The sequence below is a fragment of the Rhizobium mesosinicum genome (assembly GCF_019511345.1).
In the GTDB taxonomy this organism is placed as follows: Bacteria; Pseudomonadota; Alphaproteobacteria; order Rhizobiales; family Rhizobiaceae; genus Rhizobium; species Rhizobium mesosinicum.
Genome location: NZ_JAEUAK010000009.1, coordinates 201,401 through 223,381, shown reverse-complemented (window position 1 = coordinate 223,381; position 21,981 = coordinate 201,401). Strand labels below are relative to the sequence as shown.

Annotated in this window: 25 protein-coding genes and 2 pseudogenes; 11 read left to right on the top strand and 16 right to left on the bottom strand. The window is 60.8% G+C overall.

The features are described 5' to 3' along the window. Positions 1–45 precede the first annotated feature (45 nt). The gene (locus tag JNB85_RS22615) at positions 46–411 is read left to right on the top strand and encodes a hypothetical protein (RefSeq protein WP_220336525.1); all 366 of its coding nucleotides are present in this window, start codon (positions 46–48) and stop codon (positions 409–411) included. A gap of 33 nt (positions 412–444) precedes the next feature. Here JNB85_RS22615 and JNB85_RS22610 read toward each other — a convergent pair whose 3' ends face one another. The 7 genes from JNB85_RS22610 to JNB85_RS22580 all read right to left on the bottom strand — a co-directional run bounded on the left by JNB85_RS22610 (position 445) and on the right by JNB85_RS22580 (position 5,329). Further along, complete coding sequence (locus JNB85_RS22610; RefSeq protein ID WP_220336524.1) at positions 445–906, bottom strand: DUF411 domain-containing protein; 462 nt, start codon at positions 904–906, stop codon at positions 445–447. Between the two features lie 55 nt (positions 907–961). Next, positions 962–1,249 carry a copper-binding protein gene (locus JNB85_RS22605; RefSeq protein WP_220336523.1) on the bottom strand — a complete coding sequence of 96 codons (288 nt, stop codon included), beginning with the start codon at positions 1,247–1,249 and terminating at the stop codon, positions 962–964. A 24-nt stretch (positions 1,250–1,273) separates the two neighbouring features. Beyond that, entirely contained in the window at positions 1,274–1,753 is a 480-nt protein-coding gene (locus JNB85_RS22600; protein ID WP_220336522.1) for a cupredoxin domain-containing protein, read from the bottom strand. 33 nt (positions 1,754–1,786) lie between these two features. Next, entirely contained in the window at positions 1,787–3,133 is a 1,347-nt protein-coding gene (locus tag JNB85_RS22595) for a multicopper oxidase family protein (protein WP_220336521.1), read from the bottom strand. A 14-nt stretch (positions 3,134–3,147) separates the two neighbouring features. Next, positions 3,148–4,593 carry a TolC family protein gene (locus tag JNB85_RS22590; protein WP_222858749.1) on the bottom strand — a complete coding sequence of 482 codons (1,446 nt, stop codon included), beginning with the start codon at positions 4,591–4,593 and terminating at the stop codon, positions 3,148–3,150. A 17-nt stretch (positions 4,594–4,610) separates the two neighbouring features. After that, positions 4,611–4,838 (bottom strand): hypothetical protein, encoded by a 228-nt coding sequence (locus JNB85_RS22585; protein WP_220336519.1) that lies wholly within the window; start codon positions 4,836–4,838, stop codon positions 4,611–4,613. 92 nt (positions 4,839–4,930) lie between these two features. Then, positions 4,931–5,329 (bottom strand): hypothetical protein, encoded by a 399-nt coding sequence (locus JNB85_RS22580; RefSeq protein ID WP_420852289.1) that lies wholly within the window; start codon positions 5,327–5,329, stop codon positions 4,931–4,933. 160 nt (positions 5,330–5,489) lie between these two features. On the opposite strand from JNB85_RS22580, the pseudogene JNB85_RS22575 reads away from it, so the two are divergent. Then, a pseudogene (locus JNB85_RS22575) lies at positions 5,490–5,931 on the top strand (YqaA family protein). Here JNB85_RS22575 and JNB85_RS22570 read toward each other — a convergent pair. Beyond that, a complete protein-coding gene (locus JNB85_RS22570; RefSeq protein ID WP_220336516.1) occupies positions 5,914–6,417 on the bottom strand; it encodes a cytochrome b/b6 domain-containing protein in 504 nt (167 codons plus the stop codon). The pseudogene JNB85_RS22575 and the gene JNB85_RS22570 overlap by 18 nt on opposite strands. A gap of 154 nt (positions 6,418–6,571) precedes the next feature. Between JNB85_RS22570 and JNB85_RS22565 the strand changes: the two genes are divergently transcribed. From JNB85_RS22565 to JNB85_RS22550, 4 genes are all read left to right on the top strand, one after another. Beyond that, positions 6,572–6,898, top strand: coding sequence for a hypothetical protein (locus JNB85_RS22565; RefSeq protein WP_220336515.1), 327 nt, complete (start codon positions 6,572–6,574; stop codon positions 6,896–6,898). Between the two features lie 37 nt (positions 6,899–6,935). Further along, positions 6,936–7,376 carry a CopM family metallochaperone gene (gene copM / locus JNB85_RS22560; protein WP_220336514.1) on the top strand — a complete coding sequence of 147 codons (441 nt, stop codon included), beginning with the start codon at positions 6,936–6,938 and terminating at the stop codon, positions 7,374–7,376. An 11-nt stretch (positions 7,377–7,387) separates the two neighbouring features. After that, positions 7,388–7,720, top strand: a complete 333-nt coding sequence (locus JNB85_RS22555) for a four-helix bundle copper-binding protein (RefSeq protein ID WP_220336513.1) — start codon at positions 7,388–7,390, stop codon at positions 7,718–7,720. A gap of 89 nt (positions 7,721–7,809) precedes the next feature. Then, positions 7,810–8,364 carry a cytochrome c gene (locus JNB85_RS22550; protein ID WP_220336512.1) on the top strand — a complete coding sequence of 185 codons (555 nt, stop codon included), beginning with the start codon at positions 7,810–7,812 and terminating at the stop codon, positions 8,362–8,364. 90 nt (positions 8,365–8,454) lie between these two features. Here JNB85_RS22550 and JNB85_RS22545 read toward each other — a convergent pair whose 3' ends face one another. The 3 genes from JNB85_RS22545 to JNB85_RS22535 all read right to left on the bottom strand — a co-directional run bounded on the left by JNB85_RS22545 (position 8,455) and on the right by JNB85_RS22535 (position 12,239). Next, positions 8,455–9,597, bottom strand: coding sequence for an alpha-hydroxy acid oxidase (locus JNB85_RS22545; protein WP_220336511.1), 1,143 nt, complete (start codon positions 9,595–9,597; stop codon positions 8,455–8,457). A 99-nt stretch (positions 9,598–9,696) separates the two neighbouring features. Beyond that, positions 9,697–11,004, bottom strand: coding sequence for a guanine deaminase (guaD, locus tag JNB85_RS22540; protein ID WP_220336510.1), 1,308 nt, complete (start codon positions 11,002–11,004; stop codon positions 9,697–9,699). Beyond that, positions 11,001–12,239, bottom strand: a complete 1,239-nt coding sequence (locus JNB85_RS22535; protein WP_220336509.1) for a urate hydroxylase PuuD — start codon at positions 12,237–12,239, stop codon at positions 11,001–11,003. Before JNB85_RS22535 ends, guaD begins: the two co-directional genes overlap by 4 nt. Positions 12,240–12,406: 167 nt before the next feature. On the opposite strand from JNB85_RS22535, the gene JNB85_RS22530 reads away from it, so the two are divergent. Then, entirely contained in the window at positions 12,407–12,601 is a 195-nt protein-coding gene (locus JNB85_RS22530; protein ID WP_220336508.1) for a hypothetical protein, read from the top strand. Positions 12,602–13,035: 434 nt separating this feature from the next. Continuing rightward, positions 13,036–13,368 (top strand): hypothetical protein, encoded by a 333-nt coding sequence (locus JNB85_RS22525; RefSeq protein ID WP_220336507.1) that lies wholly within the window; start codon positions 13,036–13,038, stop codon positions 13,366–13,368. A 36-nt stretch (positions 13,369–13,404) separates the two neighbouring features. Here the strand turns inward: JNB85_RS22525 and JNB85_RS22520 are convergent, their stop codons facing one another. Further along, entirely contained in the window at positions 13,405–14,301 is an 897-nt protein-coding gene (locus JNB85_RS22520) for a LysR substrate-binding domain-containing protein (RefSeq protein WP_220336506.1), read from the bottom strand. A gap of 100 nt (positions 14,302–14,401) precedes the next feature. Here JNB85_RS22520 and JNB85_RS22515 point away from each other — a divergent pair, with 100 nt between their 5' ends. Continuing rightward, positions 14,402–14,599 carry a hypothetical protein gene (locus tag JNB85_RS22515; RefSeq protein ID WP_220336571.1) on the top strand — a complete coding sequence of 66 codons (198 nt, stop codon included), beginning with the start codon at positions 14,402–14,404 and terminating at the stop codon, positions 14,597–14,599. On the opposite strand, the gene xdhC is transcribed toward JNB85_RS22515, so the two are convergent. Both xdhC and xdhB read right to left on the bottom strand, forming a co-directional pair. Next, the gene (gene xdhC, locus JNB85_RS22510; RefSeq protein ID WP_220336505.1) at positions 14,575–15,426 is read right to left on the bottom strand and encodes a xanthine dehydrogenase accessory protein XdhC; all 852 of its coding nucleotides are present in this window, start codon (positions 15,424–15,426) and stop codon (positions 14,575–14,577) included. The genes JNB85_RS22515 and xdhC overlap by 25 nt on opposite strands. A gap of 2 nt (positions 15,427–15,428) precedes the next feature. Continuing rightward, positions 15,429–17,765, bottom strand: a complete 2,337-nt coding sequence (xdhB, locus tag JNB85_RS22505) for a xanthine dehydrogenase molybdopterin binding subunit (RefSeq protein ID WP_220336504.1) — start codon at positions 17,763–17,765, stop codon at positions 15,429–15,431. 22 nt (positions 17,766–17,787) lie between these two features. On the opposite strand from xdhB, the pseudogene JNB85_RS31285 reads away from it, so the two are divergent. Further along, a pseudogene (locus JNB85_RS31285) lies at positions 17,788–17,919 on the top strand (endonuclease domain-containing protein); the annotation flags it as partial. Positions 17,920–17,946: 27 nt separating this feature from the next. Here JNB85_RS31285 and xdhA read toward each other — a convergent pair. Continuing rightward, positions 17,947–19,413, bottom strand: coding sequence for a xanthine dehydrogenase small subunit (xdhA, locus tag JNB85_RS22500; RefSeq protein ID WP_220336503.1), 1,467 nt, complete (start codon positions 19,411–19,413; stop codon positions 17,947–17,949). Positions 19,414–19,440: 27 nt separating this feature from the next. Next, complete coding sequence (locus JNB85_RS22495) at positions 19,441–20,217, bottom strand: 3-hydroxybutyrate dehydrogenase (protein WP_220336502.1); 777 nt, start codon at positions 20,215–20,217, stop codon at positions 19,441–19,443. Positions 20,218–20,398: 181 nt separating this feature from the next. Here JNB85_RS22495 and glpK point away from each other — a divergent pair, with 181 nt between their 5' ends. After that, positions 20,399–21,892, top strand: a complete 1,494-nt coding sequence (glpK, locus tag JNB85_RS22490) for a glycerol kinase GlpK (protein WP_220336501.1) — start codon at positions 20,399–20,401, stop codon at positions 21,890–21,892. Positions 21,893–21,981: the final 89 nt, after the last annotated feature.

Genomic DNA, 21,981 nt, shown 5'->3' with positions numbered 1-21,981 from the left:
CGAGGATATGATAGGATCGGAATGCATTCACCGCGGGAGGGGTAAATGCGCCGTGTCCTTCTGATTTTGATCCTTTGCGCGCAGTCCGCATCGATGTCGGCGGCGGAGCTTGCCGTATTCCACACCGCTTCGTTCGGCGGCAGCCGGTCGGTCAGTCTCAGTCTAGCGGAGGGAACTGCGTCCCGCGATCCCGCCTTCGACTTCGACGTTGTCATCACGTTGTCGGAATTCGACGGTGGCGGGATTATGTTCTATCAAGACGGAGGAAGACACAAGGCGAGCGTGCGCTGCGTTTCGCCTGCGATGGTGCGGATTAATTCTGCCGACTACGCGGTCGACGTGTCAGAGCGGCCGGGGGCCGACTGGAAGCACGATCTCTGGGCGGCGCTCTGCAGCGCTCCGGTTTCCTGAATGGCAATACGACATGTTCGAGCGATCGAGGCGTCAGCCCTTCCGAGGGCGGACCTGCATGAACACGTATGGCGTTCCAGGCCCCGACGGGATCGCATAAACGTCATATGACGCCTGCGGGTCTTCGCCCATTCCCAATGAACCGGGAGGCATGCCCGGCACGGCCAGACCCCGGACCGGCGGCCGCTCCCTCAGCAGCCGCTGGACGGCTTCGAGCGGTACGTGTCCCTCAAGGTAGTAATCCTCGACGACGGCGGTGTGGCAGCCCTCGAAATCGGCGGGCACGCCCAGCCGTGTCTTGACCGCGGCGAGGTCGTCGGCGTCGCGGGTGTCAACGGAAAATCCTGCTGCGGCCATCGCCTTCGACCATTCGTGACAGCAGCCGCAGTTCGGATCCTTGTAGACCGTCATCTTCGCCGGCGTGGCGCCGAAGGCTCCTTCGCCAAGGAACGCCAGGGCGGATGCCGTTATTGCGATGAAGCTTCTTCTGTGCATCGTCTCCACTCCTCGATGTCCTGCCGCCCGGATGGATCCGGGCGGCAGGAGGCCGCTATTTTACTTCGGTGACGGTCAGCTTGCCATTCACGCGTTCGGCAACGAACTCGATGTTCGAACCTTCCTTCAGCTTTTCAAGCAGAGCCGGGTCTTCGACGCGGAAGACCATGGTCATCGCCGGCATGTCGAGGTTTTTGAGGTCTTCATGCTTGATGGTGACCTTCTTCGCCTTCGCGTCGACCTTGTTGACGACGCCCTTGGTGAATTCCTCAGCGAACGCACCGAAGGCCGCGCTTAGCGAGAACAGGGCGGCAACGCCGATTTTGATCATTGCGGATTTCATCTTCGTCACTCCTTTTACTGACGGTTACTTCCCAGCGACGGTAACGTCGCCGTGCATGCCGGCTTCGTAGTGGCCGGGGATCAGGCAGGCGAATTTGAACGCGCCATCGGTCGTGAACTTCCAGACGATCTCGCCGGATTGACCGGCCGGAAGGCGGATGGAGTTGGCGTCGGCATGTTCCATTTCGGGGAACTTCTCCATGACCTTCTTGTGCTCCAGGATTTTATCTTCCTGGTCGAGCACGAATTCATGGTCGACAGTTCCGGCATTCTTGATCGTGATCTTGACGGTCTGCCCCTTGCGGACGTTGAGGACCGCCGGCGTGAACAACATCCTGCCGTCATCGGTTTCCTTCATGGTAACGCGCACCGTCTGTGTCACCTTGGCCTTATCGCCGGGTTCCCCGACAGCCATCTTTTCGTCGTGACCGCCGGCATGGTTGCCGGAGGCAAGGGCGGGAGTTGCGAGCGCTGCGAGAGCCAGTGCCAATAGATAATTCTTCATACATAGATCCTTTTGAGTGTTGGATATCGAGCCTCAGCCGTTCGTCGGCTTCGGCGTGATCTGCGTTTTCGCGTCCCTGGCCTTGGTCGCGTCCGGCAGCTCGCCGGTCCACTCCCAGGCCTGCGTCCCGGGCGGGTTCTCGTACCAGCCCGGATCGGAGTAATCGTCCGCCGAGATGCCCTCGCGGACCTTCACGACCGAGAACATGCCGCCCATCTCGATCGGGCCGTGCGGCCCCCAGCCGGTCATCATCGGGACTGTGTTCTCGGGTATGGGCATTTCCATTTCGCCCATGTCGGCCATGCCCTTGGTGCCCATGGGCATGTATTCCGGTTGAAGCTTCCTGATCTTCTCGGCGAGCTTCGACTTATCAGCTCCAATGAAGGTCGGAATGTCGTGCCCCATCGCGTTCATCGTGTGGTGCGACTTGTGGCAGTGGATCGCCCAGTCGCCGAGGTACTTGGCGTCGAACTCGTAGGCGCGCATAGCGCCGACGGGGATGTCGATGCTGACCTCCGGCCAGCGTGCCTCGGGCCGGACCCAGCCGCCATCCGTGCATGTCACCTCGAAGTCATAGCCATGCATATGGATCGGATGGTTCGTCATGGTCAGGTTGCCCACCCGCACCCGCACCCTGTCGTTCTTCGACACCACGAGAGGGCTGATGTCCGGGAATACCCGGCTGTTCCAGCACCACATGTTGAAGTCGGTCATCTCCATGATCCGCGGTACGTAAGAGCCGGGATCGATATCGTAAGCATTGAGCAGGAAGACGAAGTCGCGGTCGACGCGCATGAACTTCGGATCTTTCGGATGGACGACGAAGAAGCCCATCATGCCCATCGCCATCTGCACCATCTCGTCAGAATGCGGGTGGTACATGAAGGTGCCCGACTTCACGAGATCGAACTCGTAGACGAAGGTCTTGCCGACGGGGATATGCGGCTGCGACAGGCCGCCGACGCCGTCCATGCCGGAAGGCAGGATCATGCCGTGCCAGTGGATGGTCGTATGTTCCGGCAGCTTGTTGGTGACAAAGATGCGCACGCGGTCGCCTTCGACCGCCTCGATCGTCGGTCCCGGAGACTGGCCGTTATAACCCCAGAGGTATGCCGTCATGCCGTCGGCCATCTCGCGTTCGACCGGCTCGGCGACGAGGTGGAATTCCTTCACGCCGTTGTTCATCCGGTGGGGCAGGGTCCAGCCGTTGAGAGTGACGACCGGCTGGTAGTCCGGACCCGAGGTCGGGTGGAGCGGCGGCTGCATGTCCGCCGATTCCATCGTCGGAGCGTCGGGGAGGCCCATCGCCGATGTTTTTGTCCAGGCACCCGCCGCAAGCAGGGCGGCGCTCGCGCCGAATAATTGTCGTCTGTTGAACATGGTGGGTTCCTTTCTCAATGGCCGCCGCCACCGCTGCTTTCGGAAGCAGCGGCGACCTCGGTCTCTGCCGACGCGTTAGTCGCGCCGCCGCCGTAAAGCGCAGGCGCGAGATTGGCTTCGGCGAGCCAGAAGTCGCGCTTGGCGTTGACGGAGAGCAGGATGGAGTTGATCTTGTCGCGGGTGTCGGTCAGCAGCTCGAAGGTGTTCGAGATCATGCCATTGTAGGTCAGCAGGGACTCCTGCTCGACCTTGGTGCGAAGCGGCACGACGTCATTGCGGTAGTGCTGCGCGATGTCGTAGTTCGAGCGGTAGGCCTCGTACGCGGACCGGGCTTCCGACCGGACGTTGACGGCCTTTTCCGCCAGGAGGTTCGCCGCCCGCATGTATGCCAGCTCGGCCTTGCGCATCCGCGCCTTGCCGGTATCGAAGATCGGGATCGCGAACTCCAGTTCGACCTGGGCGGTCGTCCTAGTCTTCTTCTCGTCGTCCTCGATTTCCCGTTCCGTTTCGAAACCGGTCAGGATTTCGAGGTCGGTGACGTAGCGGGTCGCTTCGGTCAGCCCGTAGGACTTGGCTGTCGCCTCCAGTTCGAGCCTTGCCACCTGAAGATCGATGCGATTCCTCAGAGCTTCGGCCTCGATAGTATCGCGTCCGACGACGGCCCTGGGCAGCGGCGGAAGGCTGTTCGGGATCTGGTAATCCAGGTCCGATCCCCAGAGGCCCATCAGCCGCGTCAGTTCCTCCTTAGCAAGGCGTGCCGCCAGGCGGGCCTTGGCGGTCTCTCCGGCGAGTTCCGCGACGAACGCATGTTCACGGGCCTGAGTCCCTTTGGTCATCGCGCCGGTCTCGCCCAGCTTCTCCGCGAGCTCGGAAGCGGCGTCCGCCGTCGCCTGGGCGCGCTGGAGCTGTCCGACGTTCTCCCAGGCCGCCACGGCCCCGATCCAGGCGCGCCGCGTGTCGGCGGCGACCTGGAGCGTTCTCACGGCCGCGGTCAACTGCGCCTGCCGAAAGCGGGTGTCGGCGATCGCTATGTCCCGGTTCCGCGTCGCGAGCGCCAGGATGTTCGTCGTGATCATCCCTTCGATGGTCTTGAACGCCTCCAGTTCCGGCGTGCCGATGCCCGTCGTGCCGATGGAGACGGTCGGATTGAGTAACATTGTCGACTGCCAGGCATCGGCCGCACTGTCGCCGAGATCGGCATAGGCGGCCTGAAGTCCCCTGTTGTTCAGCAGGGCGATCTGGACGGCCGTGTCGGCATCGAGGGTCTTCTTTCGCGCCAGGAGGCCTTTAACCTGCTCGGCCGCCGACCGTGCCTGGTTCCGGTTCTGGATCCAAACGGTCTTGTTAGCCGTCACGGCGGCGGTCTTGTTGGCGACGGAGGTGAACCCCGCCTCCTTGCCGGAATATTCGGCGCCTGTGACGCAGCCGCTCAGCGCCAGAGGGAACGCCAGCACGGCCATTAGCTTTTTAGGGTCGATCACAAGTCGTCTCCCTTAGCTGAAGCCTGCAGATCGTTCTGTCTGCGCCATGGCTTGGGATCGACGGGCTGCCTGGAGACGTATCCCGAGACCGGCGACCGATAGGCTGCAGGGCGCGCGGACGGCTGCTCGAGCGCGGCGGAGGACACCACCACGTCGGGAGGAAGCGTGGATGTACAGCCGCCGATGACAAGCGGCAGCCCCACCACGAAAAGCGAGGGTTTCATTATGAATTTTCCGAATAAGAGATAGCCTACGGGCGCCCGTCCAAACAAAGGCAGGCGACCGACCGGACCCGATTAAGCGGGTACGTCTCTATTCAGATATTCGGAGGGCGGTGGAGGGGCGGCAGTTCGCCGAAGGTCGTTTGGTCGTTCACGAACTGCCGGATCGAGGTCACGACGGGTCCGCCGACGTCGGGGCCTTCACAAATGATGCCGAGCCCGCCGCAGAAGTCCTTGCAGCATTGCTGCTTGACGAGCTTCGAGATGCCATCCCCATCATCGGACAGGTCGCCGTGCGAGTGGCCGTGATCGGTCGCGCCCGCCATGTCGTGCCTTTCGTGGGACGGCGTCACGTCTGGATCAGCGACCTGCAGCACTGAGAAAGAGGAGCCATGCATCGCCGCGTTGGCGTTCGACAATGAGTACCCCGCCAGTGATACGATGATCACCAGCCGCATCATCACGAGCAGCCTGCTCAATGTGATTCGGTACATCTTGCCCATTCCCAACGAGCTACATGCAAAGCATCGAGATTTCAATTAGGACCTGCCTCTCATCGATATTCGAGTCCTTTATGTGGCGCGAACATCACGTTGGTGCATAGCCAGGGCTTCCAGCGATGGTAAGGTCAACAGGGGCTGTTCTCATCCGACAATGATCGATCTCGCATCCTACTTCGGCCTTTTTTGCTGCCGCGCTCGGTGCGGCGACGATGCTGCCGATGCAGTCGGAGCCCGTTCTGGTGGGTCTTCTTCTCACCGGAAAGTTCTCCGTTCCGGTTCTGGTCGCAGTCGCCAGCGTCGGAAACACGCTTGGAAGCGTGGTCAACTGGTTCCTCGGCCGCGGCATCGAAAGGTTCCGGGACCGGCGCTGGTTTCCAGTCGGCGAGAAAGCGTTCGAACGTTCATCCCGCTGGTACAGGAAATACGGGAAGTGGACGCTGCTGCTGTCCTGGATGCCGGTGTTTGGAGACGCTCTCACGGTTGTCGCCGGCGTGCTCAGGGAGCCGCTGCTTCCGTTCACGATCCTCGTGTTCATCGCCAAGACGGGCCGCTATGTCGTGCTGACGCTGGCGACGTTACAGTTCCTGGGCTGACCGCTTGCCGCGCGGAAACACGATCCGGTCCACCGTCTCGTCACGGGCGATCAGGGTATGCCAGGCCGCGGCGGCGAGATGCAGCGCGACCATCGCCAGGATGATCCTCGATCCGACGGCGTGATAGGGCGCGATTCCGAACCAGAAGTAGCTCGCGGCGAATCCCATGCAGGCCTGCCCTATGATCGTGGCGTAGAAGGCATGATGAAACGCTGTGGCGGCCCGCCCAGCCCATGTTCCGGATCCTCTTGCCTCGCGCGGCTGCAGGACACGAAGAACCAGCCGCACGCCCATCAGCAGGCCGATCGCCATTCCCGCGTAGTTGTGGATGTGGTGCTGGACGATGTCCCAGGACGACGGCGGCATGCCCATGTGGACGGCATGATGAGTCCGCTCGATGCTGCCGCCCGTCAGATACTGGACGGGCACCATGAGGGCGACCAGCCAGTGAAGTCCTATTTGGGCCAACGAATAGCCGCCTTTCATCAGGTCCTCTCCAAGCGAGAGGCGCAGACTAGTGGATGAGGGTTAAAGTTTCCTCGTCGGCCGGTTGCCGACACGCCTCGCCGCCACAGATCATCGGATACGCGGAACATTTCTGCTGTAGCAGGGTTCTGCCGTGGAAAGGAAAACCAGGCAAATGAGACTTGGGAGCATATTCCTCTACGCGCAGGTGTTCGTCGTCGCCCTGATGATTGCAGCGAATCCTTTCGGCATCGCCACGCCGTCGGCGGCTCTCCAAGGTCAGCCCTGTGCGGTCGCCGCGGAGCACCACCGTCTCGGGAATTCGTGCGGACACCAGACGGCGTGCTGTTCGGCAATGCACTGCTGCCAGGTACTCCCGGAACTCGCTTCCATTGCGGCTATCCCGACCGAATCCATCCGCCATGACAGCGTGCCGGAGAGCTACCAGCCGCTGCTGTTGATCCGGCCGATCGATCCTCCTCCCCGAGATTTTCCTGCTTGAGCTCAATCCATCCTCAATCATTTATCGGAGCACCATCATGAACACGCTCACCACTCTCGCCTTTTCGGCGGTTGCCGCCACTGTCTCGTTCGCAATCCTACCGTCCGCCGCTTCGGCCCAGTCGGAGATGGCCTATCCCGAGAAATGCAAGACCGAAGGCATGAAGACGGACATGTCGAAGAACGACATGTCGACGGGAGGCATGCCGATGGGCGAAATGAGCGACTACCAGAAGGCGTCGATGGACGGCATGAAGGACATGCACATGAACATGATGCAGGGAATGATGAAGAAGGATGCTGACGTTTCCTTCGTCTGCGGCATGATCGCCCACCACATGGGCGCGATCAGCATGTCGGAAGTCGAGCTTAAATACGGCGACAACGAGGAGGCCAAGCAGATGGCCCAGAAGATCATCGATGCCCAAAAGAAGGAGATCGAAGAAATGTCCAAGTGGGTAGACAAGGAAGCAAAGTAGGAGATCTAGCCATGCATCACATGTCGACCGAGATGAAGGCCTGCATCGACAACTGCCTGGCCTGCTACGGCGAATGCCTGTCGATGGCAATGGGCCATTGCCTTGAACTGGGCGGCGAGCACACGAAGCCTGCGCACTTCAAGCTGATGATGGCCTGCGCGGAGATCTGCCGGACCTCTGCGCATTTCATGCTGATAGGCTCTGAGCACCATAAGCATGTTTGCCGGGAATGCGCTGAAATCTGCGCCCAGTGCGCCGACGACTGCGAACGGATCGGCGACATGCAGAGCTGCGTCGACACGTGCCGCCGCTGTGCAGAGAGTTGCCGCAAAATGGCAGCATGACCGAGCGCGCATCCGCCGCCCTCTTCCTGCCCAGATGAGAATGGATATCCGTCGCAAGCGGCAGGCGACGGATTCGGAACGAAGCGCTCATGAAACAGACGGTTTACGTAAAAAGGGGGGGACTGCTCCCGCTCGTTGGAGCGGTCCTGCTGACTGCGATTCCGTCGCCGGCGGCGGAGGATGTCGTAATCCTTCGGCAGGCGGACATGAAAGCCATGGCTGCGGCGGCAAAGACGATCTCCGGCATGTTCAAGGATCCGGCAAGCTACAAGGCTGCCGAGTTCAGGTGGGCCGCCGACACCATCCGCGACAGATCGGGGGGCGTTCTCTCCGGACACTTCGCATCTGAGGCGGCCAGCCCGCAATCGAAGGCCAAGCCGAACATCATCGAGGAGCGCGACCGGTTCGACCGCATCGCGAATGACCTGCGCGATTATGCTGTCGCGCTGGACGCAGCCGCGGAGAAAAATCCCGGATCGATGCCGGCCAGCATGCGCATGAAGCCTGGAGAGGCCATGGGCGGCGGCCCAATCGGCACCCAAGTCCGCAATGAGCGGGAGCTTTCGGCGATGCCGGCTGAACATGCCTTCCACCTCTTGCTGCAGACCTGCACGACCTGCCATGCCCGGTTCAGGATGGAGTAAACTACGAGAGACATCGCTGAAAGTGTGGGCCAAAACGGGCTCGCTTCAGTGGGCGTCGGCATTACCACGTCTTCTGCAGCGTTCTGCCCCTCACTGACGTCCGGCGATGATGGAGGAGTCGATATCTTTGATATCCCGCTTGCCGCACAATGCCATGGTGATGTCCATCTCCTTGCGGATGATCTCGAGTGCCAGCACGACACCGTCCTTGCCCATCGCGCCGAGCCCATAGAGGAAGGGCCGGCCGATATAGGTGCCGCGGGCACCGAGCGCCACGGCTTTCAGCACATCCTGACCGGAGCGGATGCCACCATCGAGATGCACTTCGACGCGGTCGGCGACGGCATCGACGATCTTCGGCAGCATGCTGATCGAAGAGGGGGCGCCATCGAGCTGGCGGCCACCGTGATTGGAGACGATGATGGCATCGGCGCCGGTTTCGGCTGCGTGCCTGGCATCCTCGACATCAAGGATACCCTTGATGATCAGCGGGCCGCCCCACTGTTCCTTGATCCAGGCGACATCTTTCCACGACAGCTGCGGGTCGAATTGTTCATTCGCGAAGGTCGTGATCGAGAGAAGGTCGTCCAGACCTTTGGCGTGGCCGAGTATATTGCCGAAGTTGCGACGTTTCGTCTTCATCATCTCCATGCACCATAAGGGGCGCGTCGCCATCTGCCAGATATGTTTCGGCGTGAATTTCGGCGGCGCCGAGAGGCCGTTGCGCAGATCCTTGTGGCGCTGGCCGATAATCTGCAGGTCGGCGGTCAGCACCAGTGCAGAGCATTTGGCGGCCTTGGCGCGATTGATGAGATCAAGCACGAAGCCTCTGTCGCGCATGACATAGAGCTGGAACCAGAAGGGCTTTGTCGTGACGGAGGCGACGTCCTCGATGGAGCAGATGCTCATGGTCGAGAGTGTGAAGGGCACGCCGAATTCTTCCGCCGCGCGCGCCGCCAGCATCTCGCCGTCGGCGTGCTGCATGCCGGTCATGCCCGTCGGGGCAAGGGCCACCGGCATCGACACCTTCTGGCCGATCATCGTGGTTTCGAGCGTGCGGTCGGTGATGTCGACCAGCACGCGCTGGCGCAGTTTGATGTCGCGAAAATCCGCTTCGTTGGCGGCGTAGGTCGATTCCGTCCAGGCGCCGGAATCCGCGTAGTCGAAGAACATCTTCGGGACGCGGCGCTGAGCCATTTTCTTGAGATCGGCGATGGTCAGCGGCTTGGTCATGAGCAAACTTTCACATCTGATGACGTGGTCGAATACCACGCTTTCTCAGTCTTTGGTATTTGATTTCAGAGGAGTTTTCGTCCTCAGGCTCGCGCTGTGTTAAAGCTCGCTTTTCATTGCCACGCCCGCCACATAGGTCTCCGCTACGGCGCGGTCGTCGCCCATGGTCTGCAGCAGGAACAGTTCCTCCGAGAGCGTCTTCACCACTTCCATCTTCAAGGCCATGGCCGGTGTTGCGGCGGCGTTGAGAACGACCAGGTCGGCGTCCGTGCCCGGCCCCAGCGTGCCGATCCTGTCCGCCAGAGACAGTGCCTCGGCATTGCCGAGGGTCATGTAGTAGTAGCTGTCGAGCGGATTCAGCCGTTCGCCGAGAAGCTGCTGGATCTTGTAGGCTTCGTCCATGGTCCGCAGCATGGAATAGCTGGAACCACCGCCGATATCGGTGGCGACTCCAATGCGGACTGATTTCTGGCGGCCGGCAAGCGCCTTCAGCGGGAAGAGGCCGGAGCCGAGGAAGAGGTTGGATGTCGGGCAATGGACGGCTACCGCGCCGCTCTCGCTCATGGCGTCTGCTTCACGATCCGAAAGGTGAATGGCATGGCCGAACAGGCTCTTGGGGCCAAGCAGGCCGTAGCGGGCATAGATATCGGTATAATCTGCCGCTTCCGGGTAGAGTTCGGAGGTGAACTTGATCTCGTCGTGGTTTTCCGAGAGGTGCGTCTGGATGTGCAAATCGGGAAATTCGCGCGCGAGTGCTGCCGTTGCCTCCATCTGCGCCGGCGTCGAGGTGATGGCAAAGCGCGGCGTGATGGCCACATGGTTGCGGCCCTTGCCGTGCCAGTCGGCAATCACCTGCCGGGTTTCGTCATAACCCATCTGCGGCGTGTCGAGCAGGCCTTGCGGCGCGTTGCGGTCCATCATCACTTTGCCGCCGACCATGCGCATGTTGCGGCGTAGAGCCTCGGCGAAATAGGCGTCGGCCGAGGTCTTGTGGACCGAACAGTAGGCAACGGCCGTCGTCGTACCGTGGCGGATCAGCTCGTCGTAGAAATGCGTTGCGATCCTCTGCGCATGGGCGCTTTCGACGAAGCGGCATTCCTCGGGGAATGTGTAGGTATTCAGCCATTCCAGAAGATTTGCGGCATAGGAGGCAATGACCTGCATCTGCGGGAAATGCAGGTGCATGTCGATAAGACCGGGCATGATCAGATGCGGACGGTGATCGATTTCGGCGACCTCGGCAGGTGCCCTGGCCTTGACGTCGGTATAGGTGCCGACAGCTGCGATGATGCCGTTCTCGATCAACAGACCACCGTCTGTCTCGTAGAAATAGCTCTCGCTATCGGCGAGGCTGAGCGGAGCGCGGCGGAAGGAGAGCAGGCGCCCGCGCAGGAGTGTCATGGTCATTCTTGTTTGCCTTCGACTGCGCTTTCGAACCAGGCTACGAGCAGCTTGCGCTCATCCGGTGTAATGTCGGTCACGTTCCCCGGCGGCATGGCATGGCTGCGGCCCGCCTGTATATAGATTTCCCGAGCGTGCGCAGCGATTTCTGCGTCATTTTCCAAGATTACGCCCTTCGGCGGACGGGCGATACCCTCATAGACCGGCTCTGCCGCATGGCACATGGAACAGCGTGTGCCGATCAGCTGTTTGACATCAGGAAAATGCGGATCGCCGGCAAATTGCTGGAATGCGGGGGCGACGGATGCGTTCTGATCCTCACCGGTCAGGATCTTCGGTGCCGTCGATAGCCACATGATGAGGATGAAGAGCACGACGGTGACGATCCAGGTCCAGGTCGGCCTGCCTTTCCGAGCATGCGTGGTGTTGAACCAGTGGCGGATCGTGACACCCATCATGAAGACGAGTGCCGCGATCACCCAGTTGAAGGCAGTGCCGAAAGCCAGTGGATAATGGTTCGACAGCATGAAGAAGATGACGGGCAGCGTCAGGTAGTTGTTATGCAGCGAGCGCTGCTTGGCCATGTAGCCATATTTCGCATCCGGCGTGCGGCCGGCGATCAGGTCGGCGACGACGATCTTCTGGTTGGGGATGATGATGATGAAGACGTTGGCCGACATGATCGTGGCGGTGAAGGCGCCGAGATGCAGGAAGGCGGCGCGGCCGGTGAAAACCTGCGTATAGCCCCAGGCCATGAAGACCAGCACGACATAGAGGACCGCCATCAGGCCCCAGGTGTTTTTACCGAGCGGCGACTTGCAGAGGAGATCGTAGACGATCCAGCCGAAGCCAAGAGAAGCGAGCGAGATCAGGATGGCGACCGGCTTGGAAATATCCAGCACATGGCGGTCGATAAGAAAGAGATCGGCGCCGCCGTAGTAGACGATGCAGAGCATCAGGAAGCCCGAGAGCCAGGTGAAATAGCTCTCATACTTGAACCAGGTCAGGTGTTCCGGCATCTCGGCCGGCGCCACCAGGTATTTCTGGATGTGGTAGAAGCCGCCGCCGTGGACCTGCCATTCCTCGCCGTGAACACCAACGGGCAGATGCGGGCGCTTCACCAGGCCGAGGTCGAGCGCGATGAAATAGAAGGACGACCCGATCCACGCGATTGCGGTAATGACGTGGAACCAGCGCGCCGCAAAGGCCAGCCACTCCCAGGCTATTGCATATTCATACATTCAGTTCCCCTGTTCTTCTTCCCGACTCGTGAGATTGCGAGAAATTACGGCGTGAGGAAAGGGGGCATGTGGGGTTTCTTGCCGCAGTGGAGATTGCAGGAAGAGCTTGCCGGGTGCGGCATTTGTGCTAAGGCATCGGCACCATGCTATTAAGGAGCCGCTGAAACATGCAGATCGAAGTCCCTTGCCCGAAGTGCCGCAACACGCGCATGAAGTTTCCGCGCCCGCAGCCGATCGACAGCGACATCATCACCTGCTTCAGCTGCGATTTCGAACTCGGCACCTATGGTTCGATCAAGACGAAGATGGTGGCGATGCTGAACCGCGTCGCGGCTGCCGAACAGCAGAAGAAGAAGCACTGAAGGTGAGGCGATCCTTCGCCGTCATCGGACAGCCTGGTTACGGTTCTCAGTCTCGAGGCAACCTGCGGTATCGAGCAGCGCCTTAAGCGGAGGGAGATCACGCACTGACGGAGGCGGCGGGCTTGCCGTCACGCCACGTGCCGCTGCCGAGCATGAAACGCCAAAGCCCTGTCGCGGCTCTCCCATCGGAATATTTATCTACACAATTTGAGGTGCGATCCGGTTGCTGACAGCGCTGTTCAACCGGCGTGTCGTTCGCATGCCTTTAAAAATGGCTGATTTCTGCGACATATTATCCGCCGTGAATGCATCAATGTGGAACAGAAGGTTCCTTGAAATGTGCAGATTGAATTACAGTTGTTAAATATTGGGCCGCCGGAACGAGGTGGAAACCGCATGAACTGGCGGCGCATTCATCGACGGAGAAGATGCCCATGCGCAGCATTCTGACATGCGTGATGATTGCATATGCGTCGTTCGCGACGGCCCACGACGCCGCTACGGGTTGGAGTTACGACCCCTACTGCTGCAACGGAAATGCTCACAACGGCGATTGCCAGATGATCCCATCCAAGACCGTGGCCATCACCCCTGGCGGCTATCTCCTGACATTGAAGCCCGGCGATCACCGGCTTCTGACGCGCGAGCATGTCTTTTTGCTACCGATGACAAAGGCGATGCATTCGGGCGACAGCGACTACCACCTATGCCTGTTCCCGAACGAGGATACGCCGCGATGTTTCTATGCGCCCGAGATGGGCTATTGAGCGAGATTTAAGATCTGTCGCGTTCGCGCGACGAGTTCAGTCCTGCTCGACATTGAATTTTTCCAGCAGCCATTTCCGGAAGTTTCTGATTTTCGGAACGTTGCGCCTGTTTTCGGGATAGGCCAGCCAATAGTCGCGGCCGTCGCTGCCCGTCAGATCGAAGGGCTGGTAGAGCCTTCCGGCGGCGATATCGTCCTGGAAATGGCCCGGGTTGAGCATGGCAACACCGCCGCCCGCCATGGCGATGCTGGCATCGAGGATTTGAGTGCCGAATTCGCTTTTCGGGTAGCGGGAGAGATCGGGGTTCTCGACGCCAGCGGCAGCAAACCATTGTGCCCACCAGGGATCGCCGGCGCTGATCAGCGACAGTTTCAAAAGATCTGCCGGCTCATGGATGCCGCCAATTTCGGCCGCCAGCTTCGGGCTCAACATGGGGGCGAAGTCAAGTTTCATAATGCGATGACTGATGAGGCCTGGCCAATCGCCGCGGCCCCAGCGTATGGCGACATCCGCAGCCTCTTTCTGGAAGTCGACGATATGGCCCGAGGTAACGAGCCTCACGGCAATATGAGGAAATTCTAGCTGGAACGAGCCGAGATAGCGCGAGAGCCATTGCTGGGCAAAAGTCGCCGTCGAATGGATCGTCAGTGTTTCTTCAGTTGCCTTACGCATCGAAGCCATGGCTTCGACGAGGATGGCGAAGGCCTCCGAGACCCTCGGCGCGAGATGTTCGCCTGCTTCCGTCAGCTCAATTTGGCGAGGCATGCGCAGGAAGAGCGGCGAGCCGATATTCTCCTCCAGGAGCTTGATCTGGTAGCTGACGGCCGTCTGCGTCATGCCGAGTTCTTCGCCGGCCTTGGTGAAACTGCCGAGCCGGGCCACGGCCTCGAACACGCGAAGCGCATTCAGCGGAAACTGCTTCGACAGTTTCATGGATAAGTTCTCTTTATGGATGCAGACGGTTGTTCGATTGGAATTGCAGCATTTTTCCCGGCAAACTGCAATCGTCTCATCAAACCATCAAGGTGATGTCATGGATTGCCAAGCTATCGAAGCGAGCCGTTCTCCCGCAAGAGAGGCATTGATCACCACCGTTATTCGCCGCCTGGTCCGTGGGATCGGCAGCCGAATGCCGCGGCTGGATATCGAGGTCACGCCCGATCGCATCAAGCGAGATCTCGGTTTCCTGGATGGACGCGATCCGCGTTATGAGGATGACCGGTCGCGGTAAGCCGCCAGTGCGGTCAGGATTTCGGCCGCGGTCATGGCGGCGATCACTTCGGGGCGCTTGTCCTTCACAGCCGATCCGCCGATCGGCAAGGTAAGGCGCTCCAGCCAGGAGCGCTCGCCGCCTGCCTCGCGGGAAAGCCAGCTTGCGAATGTCGCCTGTTTGGTGGCCGAGCCGATCATGCCGATATAGGCAAGGTCGGTGCGGACGAGCGCTTCGCGGGCGATCAGGAAATCCAGCGCATGATCGTGCGTGAGGATGACGAGCGCCGCGCCTGCGGACATCTCCTTCACCAACGCCTCCGGCATCGGTACGAGGCGGCATTTCGTCGAAACCGGGAGATTGGCAAGCTCGCCCTGCCGTGTCTCGATGACGGTGACGGAGAGGGGCAAAGGCGCGAGTGCCGCGGCGAGTGCACGGCCGACATGGCCTGCTCCGAAGACATAGACTTCCGGCCGGCGTCCGGCTTCGCTCTCCTGCCTTCTGTCCAGTTCATCCCTGACTGCATCCGTCACAGGCCGGAAGCGCAGTTGCGTGCGGCCGCCGCAGCACTGGCCGATTTCCGGCCCCAGCGGAATGTCCATGACGTCTCTGCCGCCGGTGCCGGCGAGCAATTCGCGGGCATTGCCGATGGCGATGAATTCGAATTGGCCGCCGCCGATTGTGCCCCAGAGGCTTCCTGTCGAAACCAGCATGAAGGTGCCAGTCTCGCGCGGTGTCGAGCCCTGCGTGCCTGATATCTCGATCAGGATCGCTTCGGGCTGGAGGGCCAGAAAGGCGCGGAAGTCGCTGCCGGGGACAAAACCGGAAAGCATTTCGCGCCGGGTCATGACTACACCCTCTTCATCCTCTCGACCGCCATCAGCACGCGTTCGGGCGTTGCGGGGGCATCGAGATGGGGGCAGACGCGATAGTTTGCGACGCTGGCGACGGCCATGGAGAGTGCTTCCAGCACTGAGATCGCCAGCATGAAGGGCGGTTCGCCGACGGCCTTGGAACGGCCGATCGTGGCTTCCGCATTCTCGGACCATTCGGCGAGGCGCACGTTGAAGATCTTCGGCCGGTCGGAGGCGAGCGGGATCTTGTAGGTGGAGGGTGCGTGCGTGCGGAGCCGTCCCTTGTCATCCCACCACAGTTCCTCGGTGGTCAGCCAGCCCATGCCCTGGACGAAAGCGCCTTCGACCTGGCCGATATCGATTGCCGGGTTCAGCGAACGGCCGACATCGTGGAGGATATCGGTGCGGTCGATCAAATACTCGCCCGTCAGCGTGTCGATCGTGACCTCGGTGCAGGCGGCGCCATAGGCGAAATAATAGAAGGGCGTGCCGCGGCCGGCCTTGCGGTCCCAATGGATCTTCGGCGTCTTGTAGAAGCCGGCAGCCGACAGTTGGACGCGGGCGAAATAGGCCTGCTTGATGAAATCAGGGAAGGGGATTTCGATCTCGCCGACCCGCACCCGGTTCGGCAGGAAGACGACTTCGGAGGCCGGAACATCCCACTTCTCTGCGGCGAAGGCGACAAGGCGCTCCTTCAACTGGCGTGCGGCATCGTAGGCGGCCATGCCGTTCAGGTCCGAGCCGGAGGAGGCGGCTGTCGCCGAGGTGTTCGGGACCTTGCCCGTCGTGGTCGCTGTGATCTTCACGCGGTCTATATCGACCTGGAAACTGTCTGCCAGAACCTGCGCCACCTTGGTGTAGAGGCCCTGGCCCATTTCGGTGCCGCCATGGTTCAAGTGGATCGAGCCGTCCTGATAGATATGGACGAGCGCGCCTGCCTGATTGAAGGCGGTCATCGTGAAGGAGATGCCGAATTTCACCGGCGTGAGCGCGATACCCTTACGGATATAGCGGTTGTCGCGGTTGAAGGCGACGATGGCGTTGCGCCGGGCGCGATAGTCGGCACTGTCTTCAAGCTCCTCGACGACGCGGGCGATGATGTTGTCCTCGACCTCCTGATGATAGGGCGTGGTGGTGCGCCCTGACCCCGGTTGGCCGTAGAAATTCAGCTTGCGGATATCGAGTGGGTCCTTGCCGACGGCATATGCGATCTCTTCGATGAAGCGTTCGGCGCCGAGCATGCCCTGTGGGCCGCCGAAACCGCGGAAGGCGGTGTTGGAGACGGTATGCGTCTTCAGCGGCTGCGAGGTCAAATGCACATGCGGATAGAAATAGCTGGAATCCGCATGGAAGAGCGCACGGTCGGTCACCGGGCCTGACAGGTCCGACGAGAAGCCGCAGCGCGCCGAATAAGTGGCGTCGACGGCATGGATGCGGCCTTCGTCATCGAAACCGAGTTCATAATCGACGCGGAAGTCGTGGCGCTTGCCGGTGGCGCTCATATCCTCGTCGCGATCCGGACGGAACTTGATGGCGCGCTTCAGCTTCTTGGCCGCCACTGCGGCAAGCGCTGCGAATTGATTGCCCTGCGTTTCCTTGCCGCCAAAGCCGCCGCCCATGCGGCGCACGTTAACCGTGACGGCGTTCGAAGGTATATTCAGCACATGGCCGACGATATGCTGGATTTCGCTGGGATGCTGGGTCGAAGACCAGACGGCGACCTCGTCGTCCTCGCCGGGGATCGCCATGGCGATATGGCCTTCAAGGTAGAAATGCTCCTGTCCGCCGATGCGCATCTGGCCTTTCAGCCGGCGCGGGGCATTAGCCATTTCGGTTTTCGCTTCACCGCGCTGCAGCGTCATCGGGGAGACGACGAGCGGGCTACCATTTGCAATCGCGCCGTCGATATCGCTCCAGTGCGGCAGATCGCGATATTCTATCTTCACCTTGCGGGCCGCACGGCGGGCAATTTCGCGGGTTTCGGCGATGACGGCGAAGATCGGCTGCCCGTGGAATTCGACCTTTGTTTCGGCAAGCAACGGTTCGTCATGGCTGCCGTTCGAGCTGGTGTCGTTGACGCCGGGAATGTCCTTGCCCGTGAAGACCCAGACAACGCCGGGATAGGTGGCGACTTCCGAAAAGTCCATCGAGACGATCTCGGCATGGGCGCGGTCGGACAGGCCGAGTGCGCCGTGCAGGAGATCGGCGGGTTCTGGAATATCGTCGATATAATCGGCACTTCCGGTGACATGCTTATGCGCTGAATCATGGCGCAAGGACACGTGCATCTGGCCGTTGATGAGCTTGCGATCCTCGAAGGTGGACTTGTCCATCAGATGGCTCCTTCGCGAGGAGATGTCGTTCCCTGCAGCCCCCTCATCCGGCTGCCGCCACCTTCTCCCCGCCGGGGAGAAGGGAATGCCGCGCCGTCTCGTTTCCCCCTTCTCCCTTCGTGGAGAAGGTGCCCGAAGGGCGGATGAGGGGGCCACACGGCACCAACTTGCATCATCCTCATCACGCGACCTCCTCGAACCGTTTCAGTTCGGCCGGCGCACCGACCGTTTCGAGGTAAAACCGCGTCAGCAGGTTCTTGGCCGTAAGCTGGCGATAGTCAGCGCTCGCGCGCCAGTCCGTCAGCGGTTGAAAATCGGCGTCGAAAGCGGGGCGGGCCGCCTCGATTGTCGCTTCATTCCAGATTTTGCCGATCAACTCAGCCTCGACGCTGCGGGCGCGCTTCGGTATCGCCGCCATGCCGCCATAGGCGATGCGGATCTCAGTGACACGCTCGGCCTCGTCAAGCACCAGATAGAAAGCGCCGAGCACGGCGGTGATGTCCTCGTCGCGGCGCTTGCTGATCTTATAGACGGCGAATTTGGCGTCTGCGAGCGGATAGGGCACGAAGACGCTTTCGACGAATTCGCCCGGCTTGCGGTCCTGTTTGCCATAGGCGACGAAATAATCCTCGAGCGGTATCGTGCGTGCGCCTTCGGCCGAGCGCAGCGTCAGTTGCGCCCCGAGCGCGATCAGCGGCGGCGGGCTGTCACCGATCGGCGAGCCGTTGGCGATGTTGCCGCCGATCGTGCCCATGTTGCGCACCTGCTCGCCGCCGATACGGGTAATAAGGCGGGCAAAGGCGGGTATCTTTCGGGCGATGGTGTCAAACGCGCGGGTGTAGGTGACGCCAGCGCCGATCGCGATGCCATATTCACCTGCAGTGATCGTCTGAAGCTCTGTCAGATGAGTGATGAAGACCACTGGGTTCAGGTGCTGCATCTGCTTGGTGACCCAGAGGCCGACATCGGTGGAGCCGGCAATAACGGTTGCGGTCGGCTCGGCCGCCAGCACCCGCGCAAGCGCATCGACGGAGTGCGGCACGATGAGACGGCCTTCTTCTGATACAATCGAGATCGTATCGGATGCTTGCATGGCCCAGAGGCGAGAGATGATTTCGGCGCGGGTCTTTTGAAGTGGATCGAAGAGCGTGCTCGGGCGCTGCAGGCTCACCTGTTCGGCAGCCTTGACGATCGACTCATAGCCTGTGCAGCGACAGAGATTGCCCTGCAGTGCCTGTTCGATCTCGGCACGATCCGGTTTCTCGTTGGAGAGCCAGAGACCGTAGAGCGACATGACAAAGCCGGGCGTGCAGAAGCCGCATTGCGAACCGTGGCAGTCGACCATGGCCTGCTGCACCGGATGCAGTGCGCCGTCTTTCGCCGCCAGATGCTCGATCGTCACCACATGGGTCGCGTGCAGGGAGCCGATGAAGCGGATGCAGGCATTGACGGATTCATAGAAGAGTTTGCCGTCGATTAGCCGGCCGACCAGCACCGTGCACGCACCGCAATCGCCTTCGGCGCAGCCTTCCTTGGTGCCCGTCAGCCGCCGCTTCAGCCGGAGAAAATCGAGAAGAGTCTCCGTCGGCCGGACGTTGCCCAAGGTAACGTCCTCGCCATTGAGGATGAAGCGGATGCTGTCGTTCATGATATTCCCGGTTGTTTTCTAAAATGGTTATGCCGCCGTCCAGCCTCCGTCAATCGAGATATGCGTGCCGGTAATCTGCCGGGCTTCGTCGCTCGCGAGGTAGAGCGCCAGCGCGCCGATCTCCTCGGCCTTGACGAACTCGTGCGTCGGCTGAGCCTTCAGGATGACCTCGGTCTTGACCTGCTCCTCGGTCATGCCGCGCGCCTTGGCTGTATCCGGGATCTGCTTTTCGACCAGCGGGGTCAGCACATAGCCGGGGCAGATGGCGTTCACCGTAACACCGAATTCGGCAAGCTCGAGGGCAGCCGTCTTCGTCAGGCCTAATATACCATGCTTTGCCGCTACATAGGCAGATTTGAAGGGCGAGGCGACAAGGCCGTGTGCCGAAGCGATGTTGATGATGCGACCGTGTTTCTTCGCCTTCATCAGCGGGATCGCAGCCCTCATCGTATGGAAGGAGCTGGACAGATTGATGGCGATGATCTGATCCCACTTCTCGATCGGGAAATCCTCGATCTTTTCGACGTGCTGGATACCGGCATTGTTGACGAGGACATCGACCGTCCCGAAGGTCTTGCCGGCAGTCTCGATGAGATCGGCAATGTCGGATGGCTTCGTCATGTCGGCCGGATGATAGATTGCCCGAGCTTTCGACGATGATTCAAGGCGCTCGACTATCGCTTTGATTTCCTCATTCTTTCCGAAGCCGTTGATGACGACGTTGTCGCCCGTGGCGGCAAAGGCAGTGGCAATCGCAAGCCCGATGCCGCTGGTGGAGCCGGTGATGACGACTGATCTGCTCATGCTTCTTCCTCCATGCCGATGAGATGCTGCATTGCAGCGTTGGTGGGAGGTTATGCCTAAAGGCGGCGGGCTGGCAATCGGGAAGTGGCTGAGGGGCAAGAGCACCACTTACACCCTTCCAAGCCGGCCGGACCTGCCCTATTCATTTGCCACGACAACAGCGTGCAGCGGGAGGAATCGCATGGGTGGATATGTTCTGGCGGTCGATCAGGGAACGACCTCGACGCGGGCGATCGTCTTCGACGGCGACATGAAGATCGCCGGCATGGGCCAGAAGGAATTCACACAAATCTATCCGCGCTCCGGCTGGGTGGAGCACGATCCCGAGGAAATCTGGGATTCGGTCGTTTCCACCGTCCATATGGCGCTGCGCGAAGCCAAGGTTACGGCAAAGGACATTGCCGCACTCGGCATCACCAACCAGCGCGAGACCGCCGTCGTCTGGGAACGCGAGACCGGCAAGCCGATCCAGAACGCCATCGTGTGGCAGGACCGGCGCACGGCAAGCTATTGCGACAATCTCAAGCGGCAGGATCTGGAGCGCACCTTCACGAAGAAGACCGGCCTGATCCTTGATCCCTATTTCTCGGGAACGAAGCTCTCCTGGATGCTCGCCAACGTGAAGGGAGCGCGCGCAAGGGCGGCGCGCGGCGACCTCTGCTTCGGCACGATCGACACGTTCCTCATCTGGCGTCTGACCGGCGGCAAGAGCTTCGTCACGGACGCGACCAATGCTTCGCGTACGCTGATGTTCAATATCGCGACCAACGCGTGGGACGAGGATCTGCTCGACATCCTGCGCGTACCGGCCGCCATGCTGCCCGAGGTGAAGGATTGCGCCGATGATTTCGGCATGGTCGACCCGGAGCTTTTCGGTGCAGCCATTCCGATCTTCGGCGTGGCCGGCGATCAGCAGGCTGCGACAATCGGCCAGGCCTGCTTCGAACCGGGCATGCTGAAATCGACCTATGGCACCGGTTGCTTTGCGCTGCTCAATACTGGCAACGACATGGTGCGATCGAAGAACCGTTTGCTGACGACCATCGCTTATCGCCTGAACGGCGAGACGACCTATGCGCTGGAGGGCTCGATCTTCATCGCCGGCGCCGCAGTGCAGTGGTTGCGCGACGGCCTCGGCATCATCGACAAGGCATCGGATACGAATGATCTCGCTGAGAAGGCTGATCCGACACAGGACGTTTATCTCGTGCCGGCCTTTACCGGTCTCGGCGCCCCGCATTGGGATGCCAAGGCACGCGGCGCGATCTACGGCCTGACCCGCAACAGCGGGCCGGCGGAGCTTTCCCGCGCGGCGCTGGAGGCCGTCTGCTACCAGACGCGCGACCTCTTGGAAGCGATGCAGAAGGACTGGAAGAACGGAACCGAGGATACGGTGCTGCGCGTCGACGGCGGTATGGTCGCTTCGGACTGGACGATGCAGCGGCTTGCCGATCTATTGGAAGCTCCCGTCGATCGTCCCGTCATCCTGGAAACGACGGCGCTCGGTGCTGCCTGGCTTGCCGGCAGCAGGGCTGGGGTGTGGCCGGATAGGGAGAAGTTTTCGACGACCTGGAAGCGTGACCGGCGCTTCGAGCCCTCGATGGACGAGAAGACACGTGCTGCGAAGCTTCGTGGCTGGAAGAATGCGGTGAAGCGGACGCTGAGCGAAGGGTAGGCTTTGAGCTTACCGGGGCGTTTATGTTTGGTGTTCCGGGTTAACGACTGCGTGTTCGAATTTCCGAACCAAGCACCTGTGACCTGTAT

What these genes read in the sequence shown, in the direction of transcription:
- JNB85_RS22615 (WP_220336525.1), top strand. Translation starts at nt 46, where the DNA reads ATGCGCCGTGTCCTTCTGATTTTGATCCTTTGCGCGCAGTCCGCATCG.
- JNB85_RS22610 (WP_220336524.1), bottom strand. Translation starts at nt 906, where the DNA reads ATGCACAGAAGAAGCTTCATCGCAATAACGGCATCCGCCCTGGCGTTC.
- JNB85_RS22605 (WP_220336523.1), bottom strand. Translation starts at nt 1,249, where the DNA reads ATGAAATCCGCAATGATCAAAATCGGCGTTGCCGCCCTGTTCTCGCTA.
- JNB85_RS22600 (WP_220336522.1), bottom strand. Translation starts at nt 1,753, where the DNA reads ATGAAGAATTATCTATTGGCACTGGCTCTCGCAGCGCTCGCAACTCCC.
- JNB85_RS22595 (WP_220336521.1), bottom strand. Translation starts at nt 3,133, where the DNA reads ATGTTCAACAGACGACAATTATTCGGCGCGAGCGCCGCCCTGCTTGCG.
- JNB85_RS22590 (WP_222858749.1), bottom strand. Translation starts at nt 4,593, where the DNA reads ATGGCCGTGCTGGCGTTCCCTCTGGCGCTGAGCGGCTGCGTCACAGGC.
- JNB85_RS22585 (WP_220336519.1), bottom strand. Translation starts at nt 4,838, where the DNA reads ATGAAACCCTCGCTTTTCGTGGTGGGGCTGCCGCTTGTCATCGGCGGC.
- JNB85_RS22580 (WP_420852289.1), bottom strand. Translation starts at nt 5,329, where the DNA reads ATGTACCGAATCACATTGAGCAGGCTGCTCGTGATGATGCGGCTGGTG.
- JNB85_RS22570 (WP_220336516.1), bottom strand. Translation starts at nt 6,417, where the DNA reads ATGAAAGGCGGCTATTCGTTGGCCCAAATAGGACTTCACTGGCTGGTC.
- JNB85_RS22565 (WP_220336515.1), top strand. Translation starts at nt 6,572, where the DNA reads ATGAGACTTGGGAGCATATTCCTCTACGCGCAGGTGTTCGTCGTCGCC.
- copM (WP_220336514.1), top strand. Translation starts at nt 6,936, where the DNA reads ATGAACACGCTCACCACTCTCGCCTTTTCGGCGGTTGCCGCCACTGTC.
- JNB85_RS22555 (WP_220336513.1), top strand. Translation starts at nt 7,388, where the DNA reads ATGCATCACATGTCGACCGAGATGAAGGCCTGCATCGACAACTGCCTG.
- JNB85_RS22550 (WP_220336512.1), top strand. Translation starts at nt 7,810, where the DNA reads ATGAAACAGACGGTTTACGTAAAAAGGGGGGGACTGCTCCCGCTCGTT.
- JNB85_RS22545 (WP_220336511.1), bottom strand. Translation starts at nt 9,597, where the DNA reads ATGACCAAGCCGCTGACCATCGCCGATCTCAAGAAAATGGCTCAGCGC.
- guaD (WP_220336510.1), bottom strand. Translation starts at nt 11,004, where the DNA reads ATGACCATGACACTCCTGCGCGGGCGCCTGCTCTCCTTCCGCCGCGCT.
- JNB85_RS22535 (WP_220336509.1), bottom strand. Translation starts at nt 12,239, where the DNA reads ATGTATGAATATGCAATAGCCTGGGAGTGGCTGGCCTTTGCGGCGCGC.
- JNB85_RS22530 (WP_220336508.1), top strand. Translation starts at nt 12,407, where the DNA reads ATGCAGATCGAAGTCCCTTGCCCGAAGTGCCGCAACACGCGCATGAAG.
- JNB85_RS22525 (WP_220336507.1), top strand. Translation starts at nt 13,036, where the DNA reads ATGCGCAGCATTCTGACATGCGTGATGATTGCATATGCGTCGTTCGCG.
- JNB85_RS22520 (WP_220336506.1), bottom strand. Translation starts at nt 14,301, where the DNA reads ATGAAACTGTCGAAGCAGTTTCCGCTGAATGCGCTTCGCGTGTTCGAG.
- JNB85_RS22515 (WP_220336571.1), top strand. Translation starts at nt 14,402, where the DNA reads ATGGATTGCCAAGCTATCGAAGCGAGCCGTTCTCCCGCAAGAGAGGCA.
- xdhC (WP_220336505.1), bottom strand. Translation starts at nt 15,426, where the DNA reads ATGACCCGGCGCGAAATGCTTTCCGGTTTTGTCCCCGGCAGCGACTTC.
- xdhB (WP_220336504.1), bottom strand. Translation starts at nt 17,765, where the DNA reads ATGGACAAGTCCACCTTCGAGGATCGCAAGCTCATCAACGGCCAGATG.
- xdhA (WP_220336503.1), bottom strand. Translation starts at nt 19,413, where the DNA reads ATGAACGACAGCATCCGCTTCATCCTCAATGGCGAGGACGTTACCTTG.
- JNB85_RS22495 (WP_220336502.1), bottom strand. Translation starts at nt 20,217, where the DNA reads ATGAGCAGATCAGTCGTCATCACCGGCTCCACCAGCGGCATCGGGCTT.
- glpK (WP_220336501.1), top strand. Translation starts at nt 20,399, where the DNA reads ATGGGTGGATATGTTCTGGCGGTCGATCAGGGAACGACCTCGACGCGG.